The following is a 17,268-nucleotide window of genomic DNA, read 5'->3' on the forward strand; positions in this document are numbered from 1 at the left end:
TCCGACGTCAGCCGAGCAGTCCCTGACCCAGGTACTCGCCCTTGCGGCAACCCGGCAGGATCGCGAACACCGCGGAGCCGATCGGCGTCGACCACCGGTTGAACATGTCGCCCTCGGCGAGACGCTGCTGTACCGGCACGTACTGGGCATCGACGTCGGCCTGGTAGGCGACGAAGATCAGCCCCGAGTCGGACACCCCTACGCCGTCGGGGGCCTCGTCGTAGTTGTACGCCCGCCGCTGGAACCGCTCCCGCGGCGCCATCGGCCGAGCCCGCGCGACGTGCGAGAACTCGGGAATGATCCGCAGCCCGCCGGGCCCGGTCGCCTCGAAATCCGGTGCGTCGTGCTCGGATTCGCCGGTCAGCGGAGCGCCGTCCGACATCCGCCGGCCCATCACCTCGTCCCGGCCGGGCCGGTCGAGTTCGTCCCACCCGTCGAGGTCGAGGTGGATGCGGCGGATCACCACAGAGGTGCCGCCCGCGAACCACGGCTGCTCGGCGCCGTCGTTCCACACCACCTGTGCGAAGTCGTCGCTGCCGGACGTCGGGTTGACGGTGCCGTCCACCTGACCCATGAGGTTCCGCATCGTGGTGCCCTCGGGTTCGCTCCCCCGGGCCCGGCGGAACCCGCGCTGCACCCAGCGCACCGTCGCAGTGCCCCGCGCGGCCTTGAGCAGCACCCGCAGCGCGTGCGCCACGGTGACCGGGTCGTCCGAACCGACGTGCAGCAGCAGGTCGCCGTCGTTCCAGCGGTCCTCGAGCTTGTCGATCTCGAACGGCGGCAACGGCCTGCACCACGACGGCCGCTTGTCGTCGAGGCCCGCGGCCCGGAACGCACCCGGCCCGAAGCCGACGGTGACGGTGAGCCGCGCCGGTGCGGTCGCGAGGTCGGGTTCGGTGTCGGCGAGAGCGCCGCGCCCCTCGGTGAGGCGCGCGGCGTCGTCGGTCCACACCCGCATCAGCCGGACGAGGGCCGCCCGGTCGACGCCGGGACGCAGGTCCAGGCCCACGAACGTGGCGTGTGCCTGCGGGGTGGTCTCGATCCCGGCCTGGTGTTCGCCGTGGAACGGGACAGTCTCCGCGACGACGTCGGCCTTCGCGGGGCGCGCGGCCACCGTGCCGGCGCCCAGGCCGAGGCCGACGCCGCCGACAGCGGCGGCGGCACCGACCCCGAACAGTCGACGACGGCTGAGATCAGCCACCGTGCGCCTCGCCGCTGTAGTCCTCACGAGCGCCGGTGAAGTCGCGGACCTGCGCCGTGAACTGCGCGGTGGCGCCGTCGGAGAACGTGAACGTGAACGGGACGTCGCTGCCGGCCTGGACCGGGGCCGGCAGGTCGAACAGCATGATGTGGTCGCCGCCCGGCGCCAGCTCGTACGAGCTGTTCGCCTTGACGACCACGCCGCCGTCCTTCTCTCGCATCTTCATCGCACCGGTGCCGTCGGGGGCCATCTCGTGCAGTTCGACGCGCGGCGAGACACCGGTGGTGACCGAGGTGAGGGTGACGTCGGAGCCCGAGTCGTTGACGATCGTGCCGAACATCGCGGTCATGCCGGTGTCGGCGGCCTTGACCCAGGAATCCTCGAACGAGATCGCCGAGGTGTCGGTGGTCGATCCCGATTCCTCGGAGTTGCTGCAGCCGGTGAGGACGAGCGCGGTGGCCGCGGTCACGCCGATCGCGAGGGTGCGGGCGCGGGTGAATGCCTTCATGTACGTGTGCCTTTCGAGAGCGGGCGCGCGACAGCCGTCGAGGGCGCGCAGCCCGCAGGGTGTGGGGGGACGCGCGTCGGCGACCGCAATGCGGCCGGACGCGGTGAAGTGGGGAATCAGTAGCAGGCGGGTGGACCGCGGCGCGCGATGGGCCCGGCCCACACGGACGAGCGCGCAGGGCGGATATCCGCGACGACGTGCGGCAGCGCCGGTTCCAGGTGGACCGGCAGGATCGCGAGGATGCGCGGCAGGATCCGGCGCAGCGCGGCGGCGGCGCGGGGACCGACGAGTTCGGCGCCGGCGATCAGGACGGCGCACGCGACGACGGCGGCCGAGTGGGCGATCAGCATCGGCACCGTCAGGTGTGAACCCGAGTGCATCGCGCCGTGCGCGTCGCCGAGGGACAGCGCGGTGTGCGAGAGCACCTGCCCTGTCGCGAGCACGGGAACGAGCCATCGACGTCGGGTGGCGAGGGCGGGCACCGCGATCACGGCGGCGGCAAGGACCGCGGCCACACCGCCGAGCAGCAGCAGGGTCGTCCCCTGCGGGGCACCTCCACCGGCCAGTCCGTGCGCACCGATCGCGAGAGCGACGACGGATGCGGCGACGGCGAGGCCACGCACCTCGCGTGCGAGCTCCTCACCTGGGCCGATCCGCATGCCCCGAGGTTACTACAGGCCGTCGTACGGACCTTGTGTGAGCATCGCCGAACATTTGCCCAATTTGACAGATTGTTGGGTTTTTACAACGATCGATTGCATGAGCCCGGTGCGTCGTGGGGTGAGTCTCCCCATCTTCAATCGCATCGCCGTGCTGCGCGCCGAACGCAAGATGAGTCGCGCGCAGCTCGCCGAGCTGATCGAAGTGAATCCACAGACCGTCGGCGCGCTCGAACGTGGCGACCACTACCCCAGCCTCGACCTCGCGCTGCGGATCTGCGCGGTGTTCGAACTGCCGGTGGAGGCCGTGTTCTCCCGCACCGAGTTCGGACCGCTCAGTACCGAGTTGTACCGATCCGACCGATTACGAGGAGTCGACGACGATGGCTGACCCGGGCCTACTCGAGCGGTACCAGGATTTCCGAACCCGGCGGTTCCTGAAGAACGAGGAGCAGTTCAAGCACTGGCTGCCCAGGTGGCGGACACGGGCACGACGCCGCGTCCTCGTCGTCACCCTGGCAGTGGTTCTGGGATGCATGGTCGCCGTCGGCGCCGTCTGTCTGACGAACATGCGGATCGGCCCACTGTTGTGGGTGCCCGCCTGCCTCGCCTTCATGGCGGCCTGGACCGTCCTGCAGATCGTCTCGGGCCGCCAGGGTGACGCGCCTCGCGACGCGCTCGACGAGTGGGAGGTCCAGCAACGCGACAGCGCACGCTCCATCGGACTCACCGTCACCCAGGTCCTGACCTTCGTCCCAGCGATGTTCCTGATCATCGGCGGCTCACTGGACGTCGATATCGACCGGTCCAACCTCGCCTACTCAGCCGGACTGTTCGTCCTCACCACGCTGATCATCGGCGCATGCTCGCCCGCGATGATCCTGGCGTGGACCCGCCCAGACCCCGACACCGACGACCACGAGGAGACCCAATGACCGGCCAGACCCTCACCTTCGACGGGATCGCCAAACGCTACGGCGACGTCGTCGCGCTCGAGAGCCTGAGTTTCGACGTCCGCCCCGGCGAGATCTTCGGCTTCGTCGGCAGCAACGGCGCCGGCAAGACCACCGCGATGCGCATCGCTCTCGGGGTGCTCGCCGCCGACAGCGGCGAGGTGCGCCTCGGCGGCAAGCCCGTCGACCTCGAGGTCCGCCGCTCGATCGGCTACATGCCCGAGGAACGCGGCCTCTACCCCAAGATGAAGGTCGGCCGGCAGCTCACGTATCTGGCGGAACTGCACGGGCTTTCGCGGGCCGAAGCGGCCGACGCCGCAAGCCGGTGGACCGAGCGTCTCGGCATCGCCGCGCGGGTGAACGACGCCGTCGACGCGCTCAGCCTGGGCAACCAGCAACGCGTGCAGCTCGCGGCGGCACTGGTGCACGACCCGGCCGTCCTCATCCTCGACGAGCCGTTCTCGGGCCTCGACCCGGTGGCGGTCGACGTCATGAGTGACGTGCTGGTGGAGAAGGCGAACTCGGGTGTGCCCGTGATCTTCTCGAGTCATCAGCTCGACCTGGTGCAGCGTCTGTGCGACCGGGTCGGGATCATCGCGAAGGGCCGGATGAACTCCATCGGCACCGTCGACGAACTCCGCGGCAGCGGCGACGTTCTCCTCGACGTCCACGCCCCGGCCGCGCCGGCCGGGTGGGCCGACCACCTGTTCGGGGTGCGGACCGTCAGCCACGCCGACGGCCGCACGGTGCTCTCGCTCGGCGCGGGCGCCGACGACCAGGCCGTCCTGCACGCCGCACTGAAGACCGGACCCGTGCACGAGTTCGCGGTCCGCAAGCCGTCCCTGACCGAACTGTTCCGAGAGGTGGTGTCCGCGTGAGCGAGCGCAGCGGGCTGAACCCGACCCGCGCCATCGCCCTGGTGGCCCGGCGCGAATTCCTGACCCAGGTGCAGAAGAAGAGCTTCCTGGTCAGCAACGTGATCGTTCTGATCGCGATCATCGGCGGCATCGTCGCCGCGTCGATCTTCTCCGGGATGGACGACGACTCCCGCTCCAAGGTTGGGCTCGTCGGCGACCAGTCGCTGAGCGCGGTCCTCGTCGCGACCGGTGTCGCGGCCGGCAACCCGGTCGAGGTGACCGAGATCGCGGACGAGCAGACCGCCCGCACCCAGGTCGAGAACGGCGACCTCGACGTCGCCGTGGTGCCGGGCAACGGCGGCGCCGTCACCGCGATCACGAAGTCGGAGATCGACACCTCGCTCCGCGTGGTGCTCGACGGCGCAGTGGCCGCGCAGGCCCAGAGCGCCGCGCTGGCCGCGCAGGGCGTCGACGCCGCACAGCTAGCCGAGAACACCAAGTCGGCCGTGGTCACCGTCGACGCGATCGACCCGCCGGATCCCGAACGCGGACAGCGCATCGCGCTCTCCACCGCCGTCGTGATCCTGCTGTACATGCAGATCCTGGCGTTCGGCATGTACGTCGCGATGGGTGTCGTCGAGGAGAAGTCGTCCCGCGTCGTCGAGCTGCTGCTGTCGACGCTGCGTCCGCTGCAGCTGCTGTGGGGCAAGGTGATCGGCATCGGTGCGGTCGGTCTCGCGCAGCTGACCGTGTACGGCGTGGTCGGCGTCGGCGCCGGTGTCGCGACCGGCGTGCTCACCCTGGGCGGCACCGCGTGGGGCACCCTGGTCGGCACGCTCGGCTGGTTCATCCTCGGCTTCGCGTTCTTCGCGGTGCTCTACGCCGCGACCGGATCGATGGTCTCGCGTCAGGAGGACGTCAACTCCACCGCGATGCCGCTGACCATCCTGATCATGGCGATGTTCTTCGCGGCGTTCAGCGCCGTGCAGAACCCGGAGGGCACGCTGTCCAACGTGCTCAGCTGGATCCCGCCGTTCTCGGCGATCCTCATGCCGCTGCGCATCGCGGCGGGTGTCGCGAGCGTGACGCAGATCGTCGCCACCGTCGTGCTGATGCTGGTCGTCACCATCGCGATGTCCGCGATCGCGGCCCGCATCTACCAGCGCTCGATCCTGCGGATGGGCAAGACGGTCTCGTGGCGTGAGGCGCTCGCGCGGTAACTAGGCTGGAGCCGTGCCGGCCGCCGTCGTCTCCGGACGACGGCGGCCTTTCGGTAGAGAAGTGGAGGAAGGCCCGTGCCCGCGAAGAAGGTTTCGGCTCGCGAACTGATCGGTCAGGTGTTCGACGCCGACAGCTTCGTCTCGTGGGACACCGAGCCGCTCGAGATCGGCCCCGACCCGAAGTACCGGGCGGAACTCGATGCGGCCGCCGCGAAGTCGGGCGTCGACGAGTCCGTGCTCACCGGCACCGCACTGCTCGGCGGCCGCCGCGTCGCCGTCATCGCGTGCGAGTTCTCCTTCCTCGCCGGCTCCATCGGGGTGGCCGCCGCCGAGCGGATCGTCACCGCGATCGAGCGCGCCACCGCCGAGGGGCTGCCCCTGCTCGCCTCGCCCACCTCCGGCGGCACCCGCATGCAGGAGGGCACCGTCGCGTTCGTGCAGATGGTGAAGATCGCCGCCGCGATCGCCGCCCACAAGTCCGCCCACCTGCCGTACCTGGTGTACCTGCGCAACCCCACCACCGGCGGCGTGTTCGCGTCGTGGGGATCGCTCGGCCACGTCACGATCGCCGAGCCCGGCGCGCTCGTCGGCTTCCTCGGCCCGCGCGTGTACGAGGCGCTCTACGGCGACAAGTTCCCCGAGGGCGTGCAGACGTCCGAGAACCTGTACCGCAACGGCGTGATCGACGGGGTGGCGTCGACGGCGCAGCTGCGCGACCTGGTCGACCGGGCACTCCACGTGCTCGTCGATCCCGCGGGTGACGACACCTCGATTCCGGAAGCGGCTGATGTGCAGGACATTCCGGACGTTCCGGCCTGGCAGTCGGTGATCACGTCGCGGCGCGACGACCGTCCCGGCGTCCGCGAACTCGTCCGGCACGCGTCGTCGACCCGGGTGCCCCTCAGCGGCACCGGTCAGGGCGAGGTGGACTCCACCGTGCTGCTCTCGCTGGCTCGGTTCCACGGTCAGCCGTGCGTGCTGTTCGGTCAGGATCGCGCCGGCCAGTCGGCCCTCAACACGATGGGGCCGGCCGCGCTGCGGGAGGCCCGGCGCGGCATGCGGATGGCCGCCGAACTCCGGCTTCCGCTCGTGCTGGTGATCGACACCCTCGGGGCGGCACTGTCCAAGGAGGCCGAGGAACGCGGCCTGGCCCCCGAGATCGCCCGCTGCATCTCCGACCTCGTCACGCTGCGCACCCCGACGGTGTCGGTGCTGCTCGGTCAGGGTACCGGCGGCGGCGCGCTGGCGCTGCTGCCGGCCGACCGCGTCCTGGCCGCCCAGAACGGCTGGCTCGCACCGCTTCCGCCGGAGGGCGCCAGCGCCATCGTGCACCGCGACACCAGCCACGCACCCGAAATGGCGGCGGCGCAGGGCATCCAGTCGCTCGACCTTCTGCGCGACGGCGTCGTCGACGCCGTCATTCCCGAAATGCCCGACGCGGCGATCGAGCCCGTCGATTTCTCCCGACGCGTCGGTGCGGCCATCGCGCGCGAGCTGGTCGGGCTGCAAGGGCTGTCCGGCGACGACCGGATGACCGCGCGTCTGGCGCGCTACCGGACCCTGGGGTTGCCCGCGCACTGACCCGCGGCGGAGCGCACTCGTTATCGAGGCGTGATCACGTGGTGGTTCGCTGATTCCTGGCGGCGGACCACTCCGCCAACTGGTCCAGCGCGGTTCGTGCGAGGGCCGCGGCCTCGTCCCGGTTGACGCGGGACAGCAGCAGCGCACTGATCGACAGCGACGTCAGGAGACGGGTGCGATGGACGATCCGGTCGGCCGAGGTCTCGGGGTCGAGGGCCCGCAGCGCGTGTGCGAGCGCCGCCGCCAACTCCGATCGGTACGCGTCGACCGCGGCGCGCTGGACGTCGTCGTGCGCCGCGAAGCCGGCCGCGCTGTTGAGGAGCAGGCAGCCGCGGCCCGGATAGTCGGCGGGGAGCGACTCGATCGCCTCGAGGACACCGCGGTAGTAGCGCATTGCGGCATCGGGCGCGGTGGGCTCATCGGTGAGGATCCGCAGTCGCGGGCGCACCACACGGTCCAGGTAGTCCTGGACGGCGGCGTCGAACAGTCCGCGCTTGCTACCGAAGGCGTTGTACAGGCTGGACCGGTTCAACCCCGTCGCACGCTCGAGGTCCGGGACGGACGTCGCCTCGAACCCGCGGTCCCAGAAGAGATCCCGGGCATGGCCCACCACGGCGTCGGTGTCGAACTCCTGCACTCGTGGCATGACGGCCCTCACTTCTCGTTGTGGAACGACCATTGCAGTATATATTGAAACGATCAGTTCAAAATGAGGAGGAGTGACCATGGTCGTCGCGGGACTGATCTTCGCCGCACTCGCCGGCGTGCTGCACGTCTACATCTTCTTCCTCGAATCCCTGGCCTGGACCGCACCGCGCACCCGCGCGACGTTCGGCACCAGCGCCGAGGAGGCTGCAGCAACCAGGGAACTGGCCTTCAACCAGGGCTTCTACAACCTCTTCCTGGCGATCGTCACGGCCGCGGGCATCATCGGCGTCGCGATCGGCGCGACCGCGGTCGGGTCGGCACTGGTGTTCGCCGGCGCCGGATCGATGGTCCTCGCGGCGCTCGTGCTGCTGCTGTCGTCGCCGGACAAGGCCCGGGCGGCCCTCACCCAGGGCACGCTTCCCCTCGTCGCCGTCGTCCTCCTCGCACTCGGACTGATCTTCTGAACCCCGCACCCCCGAAGGGACGAACCATGTCGACCAGCACCCAGATCCAGCTCACCGCCCGCCCGGTGGGTTGGCCCACGCCCGACAACTTCCGCACCGTCACCGTCGACCTGCCCGATCTCGCACCCAACCAGGTCCGGGTGGCCAACGAATTCGTCTCCGTCGACCCCTACATGCGCGGCCGGATGAACGACGTGAAGTCGTACGTGCCGCCGTTCGTCCTCGGCGAGACCATGACCGGAGGCGCGGTGGGCCGGATCGTCGAGTCGACCTCGCCCTCCCACCCTGTCGGCGCCGTCGTCGTGCACGATTTCGGATGGCGCGACGTCGCGCAGGGTGATGCCGCGAGCTTCCGTGTGGTGGAGGAGATTCCGGGCGTGCCGGTCTCCGCGTACCTCGGCATTCTCGGCCTCACCGGACTGACCGCGTACGTCGGGCTGATGCACATCGCCCAGCTGAAGCCGGGCGAGTCCGTGTTCATCTCCGGCGCCGCAGGTGCGGTGGGTACGGCCGCCGGACAAATCGCCCGACTCGAGGGCGCCGCCCGGATCATCGGTTCCGCCGGGACCGCCGAGAAGGTGGAACTGCTCACCGACCGCTACGGGTACAGCGCGGCATTCGACTACAAGCAGGCCCCCGTGCGGACGCAACTGCGGGCGATCGCCGGCGACGGCATCGACGTCTACTTCGACAACGTCGGCGGCGACCATCTCGAGGCCGCCCTGGACGTGATGCGGGACGGCGGCCGGGCCGCGCTGTGCGGAGCCATCGCCGCCTACAACGCGACCGAGCGCACCCCCGGCCCTGACAACATGGCCAACATCATCACCCGCGGACTGACGCTGAAGGGCTTCACGCTCGGCCACTACACGCACTTCTTCCCCGAGTTCGCCGCCAAGATGGGCCCGTGGCTCGCGTCCGGCGATGTGGTGTACGACGAGACGATCGTCGACGGCATCGACAACTCCGTCGACGCCTTCCTCCAGCTCATGCGCGGTGGCAACGTCGGGAAGATGCTCGTCCGGATCTGAATCGTCCTGCTTGACCGAATGTCACATGCGTCCAGTTCGACTGGACGCATGTGACATTCGGCCGGGTTGCGATTTTCCTGCACCCGGGGAGTGCTTGCCTGTAACCTGCCTGTCACGTCACCGATGCAGTCGACGGGCTACGAATTCCACTTCGTGGTGAGGGATTTCGGATCCCGGGGACGGTGACGACTTCGCGCAGAAACCTGTCTGTCTTCGGAATGTCGGGGTTGCCCGGTCCGTACCCGCTCGTCACGGCTGGGTGAATCGTTCTGTCCTCGAACATGGCTCGCCCACTCGGACAAAGGACCTCTCATGCAACCGAATGCACGTATCACCACTCGCAGATTCGCCTCCCGCGCCGGCGCCGTCTGTCTGGCCGCACTCGCCGCCACCCTCGTCGCGGCTCCACCGTCCGGCGCCGACGTCGTGATCCGCACGGTCGGTGCGGGAGACCGTCCGCACGAGGTGGCGTTCACGCCGGACGGCTCGCGCGCCTACGTCACCGGTAGCGAGAGCTTCAACGTGATTCCCATCGACACAACTTTCGCCGACGAACCGCACGGCATCAACCTGGATCAGAAGCCCTACGGTCTGGCGATCACCCCGAACGGCACTCGCGCATACGTAGCGCAGATGTTCGGCGGCAGCGTCGCGGTGATCGACACCGACACCGACACCGTGATCACCACAGTCGACGTCGGCGAGGAGTCCGGTCCGATTTCCGTGGCCGCCGCCCCGGACGGCTCCCATGTCTACGTCGCCAACCGGAGCAGTGACGAGATCGCGGTAATCAGCACAGCGACGAACACCGTGACGGGCACGATCCCGGTGGGCGACGGCCCGTTCGCGATCGCGTTCACGCCGGACGGCAGCCGCGCCTACGTGGCTCATCAGCTCGACGGAACCGTCAAGGTGGTCGACACGTCGAACAACTCGGTCGTGGCATCGATCCCGGCGGGCACAGCGATGGTCGGAATCGCGATCGCACCGGATGGCAAGCACGCCTACGTTTCCGACAACGAGACCGACGCCGTGCTCGTCATCGACACCTCCAGCAATACGGTCACCAAGACCGTCCCTGTCGGAGAGGGACCGGCCGGCCTCGCCGTCACCCCCGACGGACGCCGTGTCTACGTGGCGATCAGCGGCGAAGCGAGGCTGGCGTCGATCGAAACGGCCGACGACACCCTCGGCCCCGCCGTCGCGGTCGGACTCCTCCCGGTAGGCGTCGCGATCAAGCCCGACGGCAGCGAGGCCTGGGTGACGGGCACCAACAGCGGCACGGTGTCGGTCGTCCGGATCGACTACCCCACGCCGGCAGGCTCGCTCGGCTCGCTCGGAAGCCTCTTCGGCAGCTGATGCCCGTGGCCGAATGTCACACACGTTCAGTCGAACTGAACGTGTGTGACATTCGGCCGGTCCGTCAGGAACTCCCGGCCGCCACCGCCGGAACCATCACGGCCACGAAGACGGCGGTGTTGATCGCGTCGACCGCCTTCCGTACCGCGGCGCCGGCCCACTCCCCCTCCGCGATGTCCTTGGCACGCTTGCGGATCGCCTTGCGGTCGGCCTCGGGGAAGGCCTTCGCAGCGGCGTCCACCGCGGACAGCAGGGAGATCAGGGCCGCGGCGCGCGGGGCCGGGGCGAGCCCCTCGATCAGCACACCGGACAGTTCGTGGCGCACCTCGCGCTCGTGGCTCTCGTCGACCGGCGGCCACGTCTTCGCCGGGAAGATGCCGAGCACCTTGCGTCGGCTCTCGCGCACCCAGCCGCGGTCGATCACCCGCTCGAAGACCGCGGTCCGCAGCTCGCTGTCGAGCTTCTCGATCACGGCCTCGGGCTTCATCGGCCGGCGGGCATCGCGGATCACGTCGAGGGTGCGGGCGAGGATGGGGTCGTCGGGCGTCCCGTCGAGTCGCACCACGAGCCGACCCTTCTTGACGTCCTCGCCCTCGTCGGCCGGTGTCACGTACCCGTCGAGCGCCAGTTCGAGCAGCACGGCGCCGGCCAACACTCGGGGCAGTTTGGTGCCGTCCGTGAGGGGATCCCCGGACTCGTCGTCGAGCAGCAACAACAGCAGGTCTTCAGCGATGAGTGGAGCCATGTCCTCAACCGTACGGGCGGGACGTCAGGAGTTCGAGGGCGTGAACTCTCCGAACAGGGTCCCGCCGTCCGTCCACCAGTCCGAGGATCGCAGCGTGGCGATCACCGCGTCGAACGCATCGACGAGCCACTCGCCGTCGGCCTCGGCAAGCACTTCGCCACTGCGGCCGCACAATCGGACGGTCCAGCTGCCGTCGCCGCCGTCGGTCGACAGATCGCCGCCGTCGTTGGTGGCCAGCAGGTGTCGCCCCAGTTCGAACTCGACGCGGATCGCGTACGTCTCACCCAGGTTGACGATGTTCGCGGGACGATGCGTAGCGGCGGCCAGCGCGACGAGAGCGTCGGCGTAGCGCCGGGTGTGTTCACCAGTCAGCGGCACGATGCACCCACCAGTAACGAGGCTCCGGCATCGACCCCTCGAACGATGCTGCGCACCTGATCGATTGGCGTGCCTATCGGCCTTTTCCCAACGCTCTCACCTTCTCACGAAACCGACGCTGTGTACCTGCTCTCCCACACCGTTAGACGGTTCGAGATCACCGAACCGAACACCCGATTGCTGTGATGTGCCGCACACCTGAGCGCTGTTGCGCCGGCGCCCTGCGGATTGGCCGGACGGGGAGAGACTCGGTGTACAGTCTGCGTGCCTCACTCCCGCGACGGCTTCGACGGGAGGAGTGTATTCAGTGACCGAACGGGCCGTGGGCGTGCCGCCGAGGCCTGCCCATGCCGCGCGCCGGGCCGATCACCCCGACGCCACTTTCGCGGGATTCGTGGACCGCTACGGCCCCGAACTGCGCCGATACTGCCGGTCGCTGACCTCCGACGAGGACACCGCCGACGACGTCGTGCAGGAGACGTTCATCGCCGCCTGGCACCAGTTGGGCTCGTTCCGCGGCGACGCGTCGATCGGCACGTGGCTGTATGCGATCTGCAACCGCAAGATCTTCGACCTGCACCGCCGCCGCCGGCCCGACGTCGTGGACGACGAGATCCTGCACGGGGTACCCGAGCGACCGGCGCTGGAACCCCACGTGGCGGTCTCGAGCAGCGCCTTCCTGACCGCCCTCGACCGGGCGTTACGTGAACTTCCGGCACGTCAGCGCGCATCATGGGTGATGAGAGAGGTGGACGCGATGACGTATCCCGAGATCGGCGCGGCGCTGGGCCTGAGCCCGGACGCCGCCCGAGGGCAGCATCGTCGCGCCACCGCGGCACTGGCGACGCGACTGCAGGAGTGGCGATGAGTTCGACGTACCTGCCGCGAACCGAAGGAGGTCGGCAAGTTGTCCCAGAGTGAGCAGTGGCCCGACGACGGAGCCTTCGACGGCGCGGCACCCGCCCCACTGCACGACGTCGCCGACGTCGTGGCGGTCGCCGAGCAGTCCGATCTGTCGCCGACCGCGCTGGCGTCGCTGCTGTTGTCGCTGGGCGAGAGCATCACCGACGAGGACGACCTGGCCGACCTGCTGCAGCGGGTGACGGAGGTGGCCCACGACGTCATCGACGGCGCGGACAGCACCGGCGTGACGGTGGACTTCGGCGGGCGTACCTACACCGCCGCGTACACGGACGGCCGCACCCTGCGAGTCGACCACGAGCAGTACGCCGCCGGCGAGGGTCCGTGTCTGGAGGCGTCCCGAACCCGCGAGACGGTCCTGGTGGACCTCGACGAGGCGACGGACCGGTGGCCCGCGTTCACGGAATCGGCTCGTGCGCAGGGAATTCGCAGTTTCCTGGCCGCTCCCCTGTTCGTCGACGACCACACCCTCGGCGCGCTCAACCTGTACGGCCGCGGGCCCGCGGCCTTCGACGAGGTGGACGCCGACGTCCTCGAGTTGCTCACCGGCACCGTCTCCCGCGCGATCGGCGAGTTCGCGCGGTTCAAGTCCGCGCGCGACGCCGCGGACGCCCTGCAACGCGCACTGGAGACCCGGGCGCCCATCGAGCAGGCGAAGGGCATGCTGATGGCACTCCACCGAATCGACGCGCACCAGGCCTTCCAACTGCTGCGCAGGCAGTCGCAGACGACCAACACGCGCCTTCGTGACGTCGCCGTCGACCTCGTCGAACGACTCAGCGCAGCAAACGGATCCGCGTCCGACGAGACCGCATCGTGAGGTCTGTCGGCGCCGCGGAGGAGGTGATCGCCGCGTTGACGGAGGTCGCCGACGCGGACGACGCCGAGCACCTCCAGCGGTTCTTCAAGACCGGTCCTGGCGAGTACGGCGAGGGCGACGTGTTCGTCGGCGTCCGGGTACCGGCGACCCGCGCGATCGCCAAGCGGTTCGCGGCGTTGCCGCTCGACGACGTCGACGCACTGCTCGACAGCCCGGTGCACGAGCATCGCCTCGCCGGCCTGCTGATCCTCGTCGACCAGTTCGCCAGGGCGAGTCGCGCACGGAACCGCGACGACGACGCCCGCAAGCAGATCGCCGACCACTATCTCGCGGCCGTCCTCCGCGGCCGGGTGAACAACTGGGACCTGGTGGATCTGTCCGCGCTGTACATCCTCGGCGACTGGCTGTTCGACAGGCCGCGGGATCTCGTGTTCGAACTCGGCGCCGACGACGACCTGTGGCGGCGGCGCGTCGCGCTGCTCACGACGTTCGGGTTCATCCGGCGCGGCGACGCGTCCACGACGCTGGAGCTGGCGGCCGGCGTCCTCGACGACCGGCGCGACCTGACGCAGAAGGCGACCGGCTGGATGCTCCGCGAGGTCGGCAAGCGGGTGGACCGCGCGCTGCTGCTCGGCTTTCTCGACCGCCACGCCGCCGAGATGGGCGCGACCGCGCTGAGCTACGCCACCGAACACCTCGACGCGGACACCCGCGCGACCTACCGGCTACTGCGCGGTAACCGGACAAGGAGCCGATGAGCGCCGTTCATCGACCGGCAGGCGCCGTCCGTCGCACAGACGCGCGGCGACCGGTCCACTGCGACGGCGGGGGCCAGGTCGTCCAATAAGGTGTTGTGCATCACAGCTGCAAGGTCACGCGTGCGTCTCCGACGCAGTGTCAGGACCCGAGAGGACACGAATCGATGAGCACCGCCGAGCACGCAACCGGCGCCTACGCCGAGGCCTTCCGTCAGAGCGTGGACGATCCGGACGGCTTCTGGCTCGCGGCCGCCGACGCCGTCGAGTGGGACACCGCGCCGACGCGCGCGCTGGACGATTCGAACGCCCCGATGTACCGCTGGTTCCCCGACGCCACCCTCAACACGTGCTTCAACGCGCTCGACCGGCACGTCCGCGACGGCCGCGGCGACCAGGCCGCGCTGATCTGGGACTCGGCGATGGTGCCCGCGCAGCGGACGTACACGTACGCCGAACTGCTCGCGGAGGTCGCCCGGTTCGCGGGTGTGCTGTCCGAGCAGGGCGTCGTCGCCGGCGACCGCGTCGTGATCTACATGCCGATGATCCCCGAGGCCGCGATCGCGATGCTCGCGTGCGCCCGCATCGGCGCCGTGCACTCGGTGGTGTTCGGTGGCTTCGCCGCCAAGGAACTCGCCACCCGCATCGACGACGCGCAGCCCGTCGTGCTGGTCACCGCGTCGGGCGGTCTCGAGCCCGGACGCACCATCGAGTACCTGCCGATGGTCGACCAGGCGCTCGACCTGTCGGCCACCCCGCCGCACACCGTGATCGTGAAGAACCGCGAGACCATCCCCGGCTCCGCCGCCGACTACCGCGACCGCGGCGCCGCGTGGTTCGACTGGGACGAGCTGGCCGCCGACGCGCAGGACGCGGCCCCGGTCTCGGTGGCCGCGACCGATCCGCTGTACATCCTGTACACCTCGGGCACCACCGGGAAGCCGAAGGGCGTGGTCCGCGACAACGGCGGTCACGCCGTCGCGCTGACGTGGTCGATGCGCAACATCTACGACCTCGGCCCCGGCCAGGTCATGTGGACCGCGTCGGACGTCGGCTGGGTCGTGGGCCACTCGTACATCGTGTACGCGCCGCTGCTCGCGGGCGCGACCACGGTGATGTACGAGGGCAAGCCGGTGGGCACGCCCGACGCGGGCGCGTTCTGGCGAGTGATCCAGGAACACAACGTCTCCGCGCTGTTCACCGCACCCACCGCGATCCGCGCGATCCGCAAGGCGGACCCGGAGGCCGCCGAACTCGCGAAGTACGACATCTCGTCGATGACGACGCTGTTCGCCGCGGGCGAGCGCCTCGACCCCGACACCTATGTGTGGGCCACCGAGAAGCTCGGCGTCCCGGTGATCGACCATTGGTGGCAGACGGAGACCGGCTGGGCCATCTGCGCGAATCTGCGTGGGCTGGAACCCATGCCGATCAAGGCCGGCTCCCCCACCGTCCCCGTGCCCGGCTACCGCGTCGACATCGTCGACGGCGAGGGCACTCCGGTCGAGGCGGGCACCGAGGGCAACATCGTGATCGCGCTGCCGCTGCCGCCCGGCACCCTGGCCGGGCTGTGGCGCGACGAGGACCGGTACACGAAGTCCTACCTGTCGACGTTCGACGGCTACTACCTCACCGGCGACTCCGGCTACATCGACGAGGACGGCTACGTGTTCGTCCTGGGCCGCAGCGACGACGTCATCAACGTTGCCGGACACCGGCTTTCGACCGGAAGCATGGAGGCGGTCGTCGCGTCGCACACCGCGGTCGCCGAGTGCGCGGTGATCGGCATCCACGACGAACTCAAGGGCCAGCGCCCGAGCGGCTACGTGGTGCTCAAGGCCGGCGTCGAGATCGAGGACGACGTCCTCCGCAAGGAACTGATCGCGATGGTGCGTGAGCAGATCGGCGCGGTCGCCACGTTCCGCGACGTGACCGTCGTGCAGGCCCTCCCGAAGACGCGCTCGGGCAAGATCCTGCGCAAGACGATGCGCCAGATCGCCGACAACGACGAGTACACCGTGCCGTCGACCATCGAGGACCCGTCCGTCATCGACGCCCTCGAGAAGCTGCTGCGCGGATAGCGGGCACCCACCGGAAAGGCCCCGCCCCGCACAGGGTCGGGGCCTTTCTTTTCGGATAAATCGGATATTCGGCACTAACTAGTACCAAACGACAATTTAGCTTAAACATCCAAAAGGGCAGGTCAGACCCACATAAGGGTTGACCATCACGGTTCGATCACGGTATGTTTACGAACAGGATCCAAGCGATCATCGGATTCGACACCATCAATTCGCAATCGCCCGAGGGGGAGAATTGTCCGTAGTCGCCACGCCATCCGTCCACGCTCTTCTGCGCGATCTCGTCGCGAACTGCACGCGACGCCATTTCCTGCACGACCCGGAGGGCATCGAACTCTCGAACCAGGCCGCCCTCATGCGTGAGGTCGTCGTCACCGTGCAGGCCTGCCTGGCCCCCGACCTGGACGCGACCCGGGAGGCCGAGCGCCGGGACGCGGCGGCGGACCCGTTCTGGTCCGACAGCCCCGGACTGCGCCTGATCGCCGCGATCGCGCAGTACGAGGAGATCCTGTCGACGCTGCTCGACGCGGCCGCACTGATCGAGTCCGGACGGATGAGCACCGCCTGGACACTGCTCGGATCGGCGGCGGACCGCCTCCGGATCCTCGGAGCCCTCGAATCACCTGCCGGCGACGACGTCGCCCGGCAGGTGGCCGCCACGTCGGCGCACGCCCGCGCGCGATTCACGGCCGCGGCCGAAGCCGACGGCGTCGACCTCGGGCTGCCCGCGCCGATCGAGTCGGCGGCGAACGTGGTGACGGCACCCGCCGCGCTCACACTGCCCGAACCGGCACCGGCGATCGCCCAGGTGCTCGAGCTCGCCACCCTGGGCGCCGCGACCAGCCGCGACGGTGGACCGCTCGACACGGCATCGCTGCACCACTCCCCGCAGCAGACCGACTACGGCCACCTCGCGACCGTCGGCGGCTACCAGTTCCACCTCGTACTCGACATCGTCCGCGCCGCAACCGATTCCCTGTGCGGCGTCGCCGGTCTCCTCACCGCCGAGCAGGTCTGGGCGGAGTGGGCCGACGACGTCCGCGAGGCGATCGAATTCGCCTGGGACTGCATCTAGGACGCAACATCC

General features: G+C 69.4%; 19 protein-coding genes. 13 read left to right on the forward strand and 6 right to left on the reverse strand.

What is annotated here, in order from left to right; genetic code table 11:
• Positions 1–7 precede the first annotated feature (7 nt).
• The 3 genes from LCL87_RS02695 to LCL87_RS02705 all read right to left on the reverse strand — a co-directional run bounded on the left by LCL87_RS02695 (position 8) and on the right by LCL87_RS02705 (position 2,368).
• Positions 8–1,201, reverse strand: coding sequence for a Dyp-type peroxidase (locus LCL87_RS02695; RefSeq protein WP_225016389.1), 1,194 nt, complete (start codon positions 1,199–1,201; stop codon positions 8–10).
• Positions 1,194–1,709 (reverse strand): copper chaperone PCu(A)C, encoded by a 516-nt coding sequence (locus LCL87_RS02700; protein ID WP_225016391.1) that lies wholly within the window; start codon positions 1,707–1,709, stop codon positions 1,194–1,196. The genes LCL87_RS02695 and LCL87_RS02700 overlap by 8 nt, the downstream gene beginning before the upstream one ends.
• 116 nt (positions 1,710–1,825) lie before the next feature.
• Complete coding sequence (locus tag LCL87_RS02705) at positions 1,826–2,368, reverse strand: hypothetical protein (RefSeq protein ID WP_225016392.1); 543 nt, start codon at positions 2,366–2,368, stop codon at positions 1,826–1,828.
• A 100-nt stretch (positions 2,369–2,468) separates the two neighbouring features.
• On the opposite strand from LCL87_RS02705, the gene LCL87_RS02710 reads away from it, so the two are divergent.
• From LCL87_RS02710 to LCL87_RS02730, 5 genes are all read left to right on the forward strand, one after another.
• Entirely contained in the window at positions 2,469–2,759 is a 291-nt protein-coding gene (locus tag LCL87_RS02710) for a helix-turn-helix transcriptional regulator (protein ID WP_225016686.1), read from the forward strand.
• The gene (locus LCL87_RS02715; protein ID WP_225016394.1) at positions 2,752–3,303 is read left to right on the forward strand and encodes a hypothetical protein; all 552 of its coding nucleotides are present in this window, start codon (positions 2,752–2,754) and stop codon (positions 3,301–3,303) included. Before LCL87_RS02710 ends, LCL87_RS02715 begins: the two co-directional genes overlap by 8 nt.
• The gene (locus LCL87_RS02720) at positions 3,300–4,199 is read left to right on the forward strand and encodes an ATP-binding cassette domain-containing protein (protein ID WP_225016396.1); all 900 of its coding nucleotides are present in this window, start codon (positions 3,300–3,302) and stop codon (positions 4,197–4,199) included. Before LCL87_RS02715 ends, LCL87_RS02720 begins: the two co-directional genes overlap by 4 nt.
• Positions 4,196–5,398 carry an ABC transporter permease gene (locus LCL87_RS02725; protein WP_225016398.1) on the forward strand — a complete coding sequence of 401 codons (1,203 nt, stop codon included), beginning with the start codon at positions 4,196–4,198 and terminating at the stop codon, positions 5,396–5,398. The genes LCL87_RS02720 and LCL87_RS02725 overlap by 4 nt, the downstream gene beginning before the upstream one ends.
• Before the next feature lie 75 nt (positions 5,399–5,473).
• Positions 5,474–6,979: a carboxyl transferase domain-containing protein gene (locus LCL87_RS02730; RefSeq protein WP_225016399.1), complete on the forward strand. Its 1,506-nt coding sequence runs from the start codon at positions 5,474–5,476 to the stop codon at positions 6,977–6,979.
• 34 nt (positions 6,980–7,013) lie between these two features.
• Here the strand turns inward: LCL87_RS02730 and LCL87_RS02735 are convergent, their stop codons facing one another.
• Complete coding sequence (locus LCL87_RS02735; RefSeq protein WP_225016401.1) at positions 7,014–7,625, reverse strand: TetR/AcrR family transcriptional regulator; 612 nt, start codon at positions 7,623–7,625, stop codon at positions 7,014–7,016.
• Between the two features lie 79 nt (positions 7,626–7,704).
• Here LCL87_RS02735 and LCL87_RS02740 point away from each other — a divergent pair, with 79 nt between their 5' ends.
• The 3 genes from LCL87_RS02740 to LCL87_RS02750 all read left to right on the forward strand — a co-directional run bounded on the left by LCL87_RS02740 (position 7,705) and on the right by LCL87_RS02750 (position 10,481).
• On the forward strand, positions 7,705–8,091 hold the full coding sequence (locus LCL87_RS02740) for a DUF1304 domain-containing protein (protein WP_225016402.1): 387 nt from the start codon (positions 7,705–7,707) through the stop codon (positions 8,089–8,091).
• A gap of 26 nt (positions 8,092–8,117) precedes the next feature.
• Complete coding sequence (locus LCL87_RS02745) at positions 8,118–9,122, forward strand: MDR family NADP-dependent oxidoreductase (RefSeq protein WP_225016404.1); 1,005 nt, start codon at positions 8,118–8,120, stop codon at positions 9,120–9,122.
• A 312-nt stretch (positions 9,123–9,434) separates the two neighbouring features.
• On the forward strand, positions 9,435–10,481 hold the full coding sequence (locus LCL87_RS02750) for a beta-propeller fold lactonase family protein (RefSeq protein WP_225016406.1): 1,047 nt from the start codon (positions 9,435–9,437) through the stop codon (positions 10,479–10,481).
• A 64-nt stretch (positions 10,482–10,545) separates the two neighbouring features.
• On the opposite strand, the gene LCL87_RS02755 is transcribed toward LCL87_RS02750, so the two are convergent.
• Positions 10,546–11,226, reverse strand: coding sequence for a GOLPH3/VPS74 family protein (locus LCL87_RS02755; protein WP_225016408.1), 681 nt, complete (start codon positions 11,224–11,226; stop codon positions 10,546–10,548).
• 24 nt (positions 11,227–11,250) lie between these two features.
• Positions 11,251–11,604, reverse strand: coding sequence for a hypothetical protein (locus tag LCL87_RS02760; protein WP_225016410.1), 354 nt, complete (start codon positions 11,602–11,604; stop codon positions 11,251–11,253).
• Between the two features lie 307 nt (positions 11,605–11,911).
• Between LCL87_RS02760 and LCL87_RS02765 the strand changes: the two genes are divergently transcribed.
• From LCL87_RS02765 to LCL87_RS02785, 5 genes are all read left to right on the forward strand, one after another.
• Positions 11,912–12,472 carry a sigma-70 family RNA polymerase sigma factor gene (locus tag LCL87_RS02765; RefSeq protein WP_225016412.1) on the forward strand — a complete coding sequence of 187 codons (561 nt, stop codon included), beginning with the start codon at positions 11,912–11,914 and terminating at the stop codon, positions 12,470–12,472.
• Between the two features lie 99 nt (positions 12,473–12,571).
• Complete coding sequence (locus tag LCL87_RS02770; protein WP_225016688.1) at positions 12,572–13,345, forward strand: GAF and ANTAR domain-containing protein; 774 nt, start codon at positions 12,572–12,574, stop codon at positions 13,343–13,345.
• Complete coding sequence (locus tag LCL87_RS02775; protein ID WP_225016414.1) at positions 13,342–14,103, forward strand: DNA alkylation repair protein; 762 nt, start codon at positions 13,342–13,344, stop codon at positions 14,101–14,103. The genes LCL87_RS02770 and LCL87_RS02775 overlap by 4 nt, the downstream gene beginning before the upstream one ends.
• A 164-nt stretch (positions 14,104–14,267) precedes the next feature.
• Complete coding sequence (locus tag LCL87_RS02780) at positions 14,268–16,181, forward strand: propionyl-CoA synthetase (protein WP_225016416.1); 1,914 nt, start codon at positions 14,268–14,270, stop codon at positions 16,179–16,181.
• Between the two features lie 235 nt (positions 16,182–16,416).
• A complete protein-coding gene (locus LCL87_RS02785) occupies positions 16,417–17,256 on the forward strand; it encodes a hypothetical protein (protein ID WP_225016418.1) in 840 nt (279 codons plus the stop codon).
• The last annotated feature ends 12 nt before the right edge of the window (positions 17,257–17,268 follow it).

Origin of the sequence: Prescottella equi, assembly GCF_020171745.1 — a bacterium.
Taxonomy (GTDB): Bacteria; Actinomycetota; Actinomycetes; order Mycobacteriales; family Mycobacteriaceae; genus Prescottella; species Prescottella equi_A.

Bases quoted from the DNA above. Each gene is read 5' to 3' on its own strand.
- LCL87_RS02700 (WP_225016391.1), bottom strand. From the start codon at position 1,709: ATGAAGGCATTCACCCGCGCCCGCACCCTCGCGATCGGCGTGACCGCG.
- LCL87_RS02705 (WP_225016392.1), bottom strand. From the start codon at position 2,368: ATGCGGATCGGCCCAGGTGAGGAGCTCGCACGCGAGGTGCGTGGCCTC.
- LCL87_RS02710 (WP_225016686.1), top strand. From the start codon at position 2,469: ATGAGCCCGGTGCGTCGTGGGGTGAGTCTCCCCATCTTCAATCGCATC.
- LCL87_RS02715 (WP_225016394.1), top strand. From the start codon at position 2,752: ATGGCTGACCCGGGCCTACTCGAGCGGTACCAGGATTTCCGAACCCGG.
- LCL87_RS02720 (WP_225016396.1), top strand. From the start codon at position 3,300: ATGACCGGCCAGACCCTCACCTTCGACGGGATCGCCAAACGCTACGGC.
- LCL87_RS02735 (WP_225016401.1), bottom strand. From the start codon at position 7,625: ATGCCACGAGTGCAGGAGTTCGACACCGACGCCGTGGTGGGCCATGCC.
- LCL87_RS02740 (WP_225016402.1), top strand. From the start codon at position 7,705: ATGGTCGTCGCGGGACTGATCTTCGCCGCACTCGCCGGCGTGCTGCAC.
- LCL87_RS02745 (WP_225016404.1), top strand. From the start codon at position 8,118: ATGTCGACCAGCACCCAGATCCAGCTCACCGCCCGCCCGGTGGGTTGG.
- LCL87_RS02750 (WP_225016406.1), top strand. From the start codon at position 9,435: ATGCAACCGAATGCACGTATCACCACTCGCAGATTCGCCTCCCGCGCC.
- LCL87_RS02755 (WP_225016408.1), bottom strand. From the start codon at position 11,226: ATGGCTCCACTCATCGCTGAAGACCTGCTGTTGTTGCTGCTCGACGAC.
- LCL87_RS02780 (WP_225016416.1), top strand. From the start codon at position 14,268: ATGAGCACCGCCGAGCACGCAACCGGCGCCTACGCCGAGGCCTTCCGT.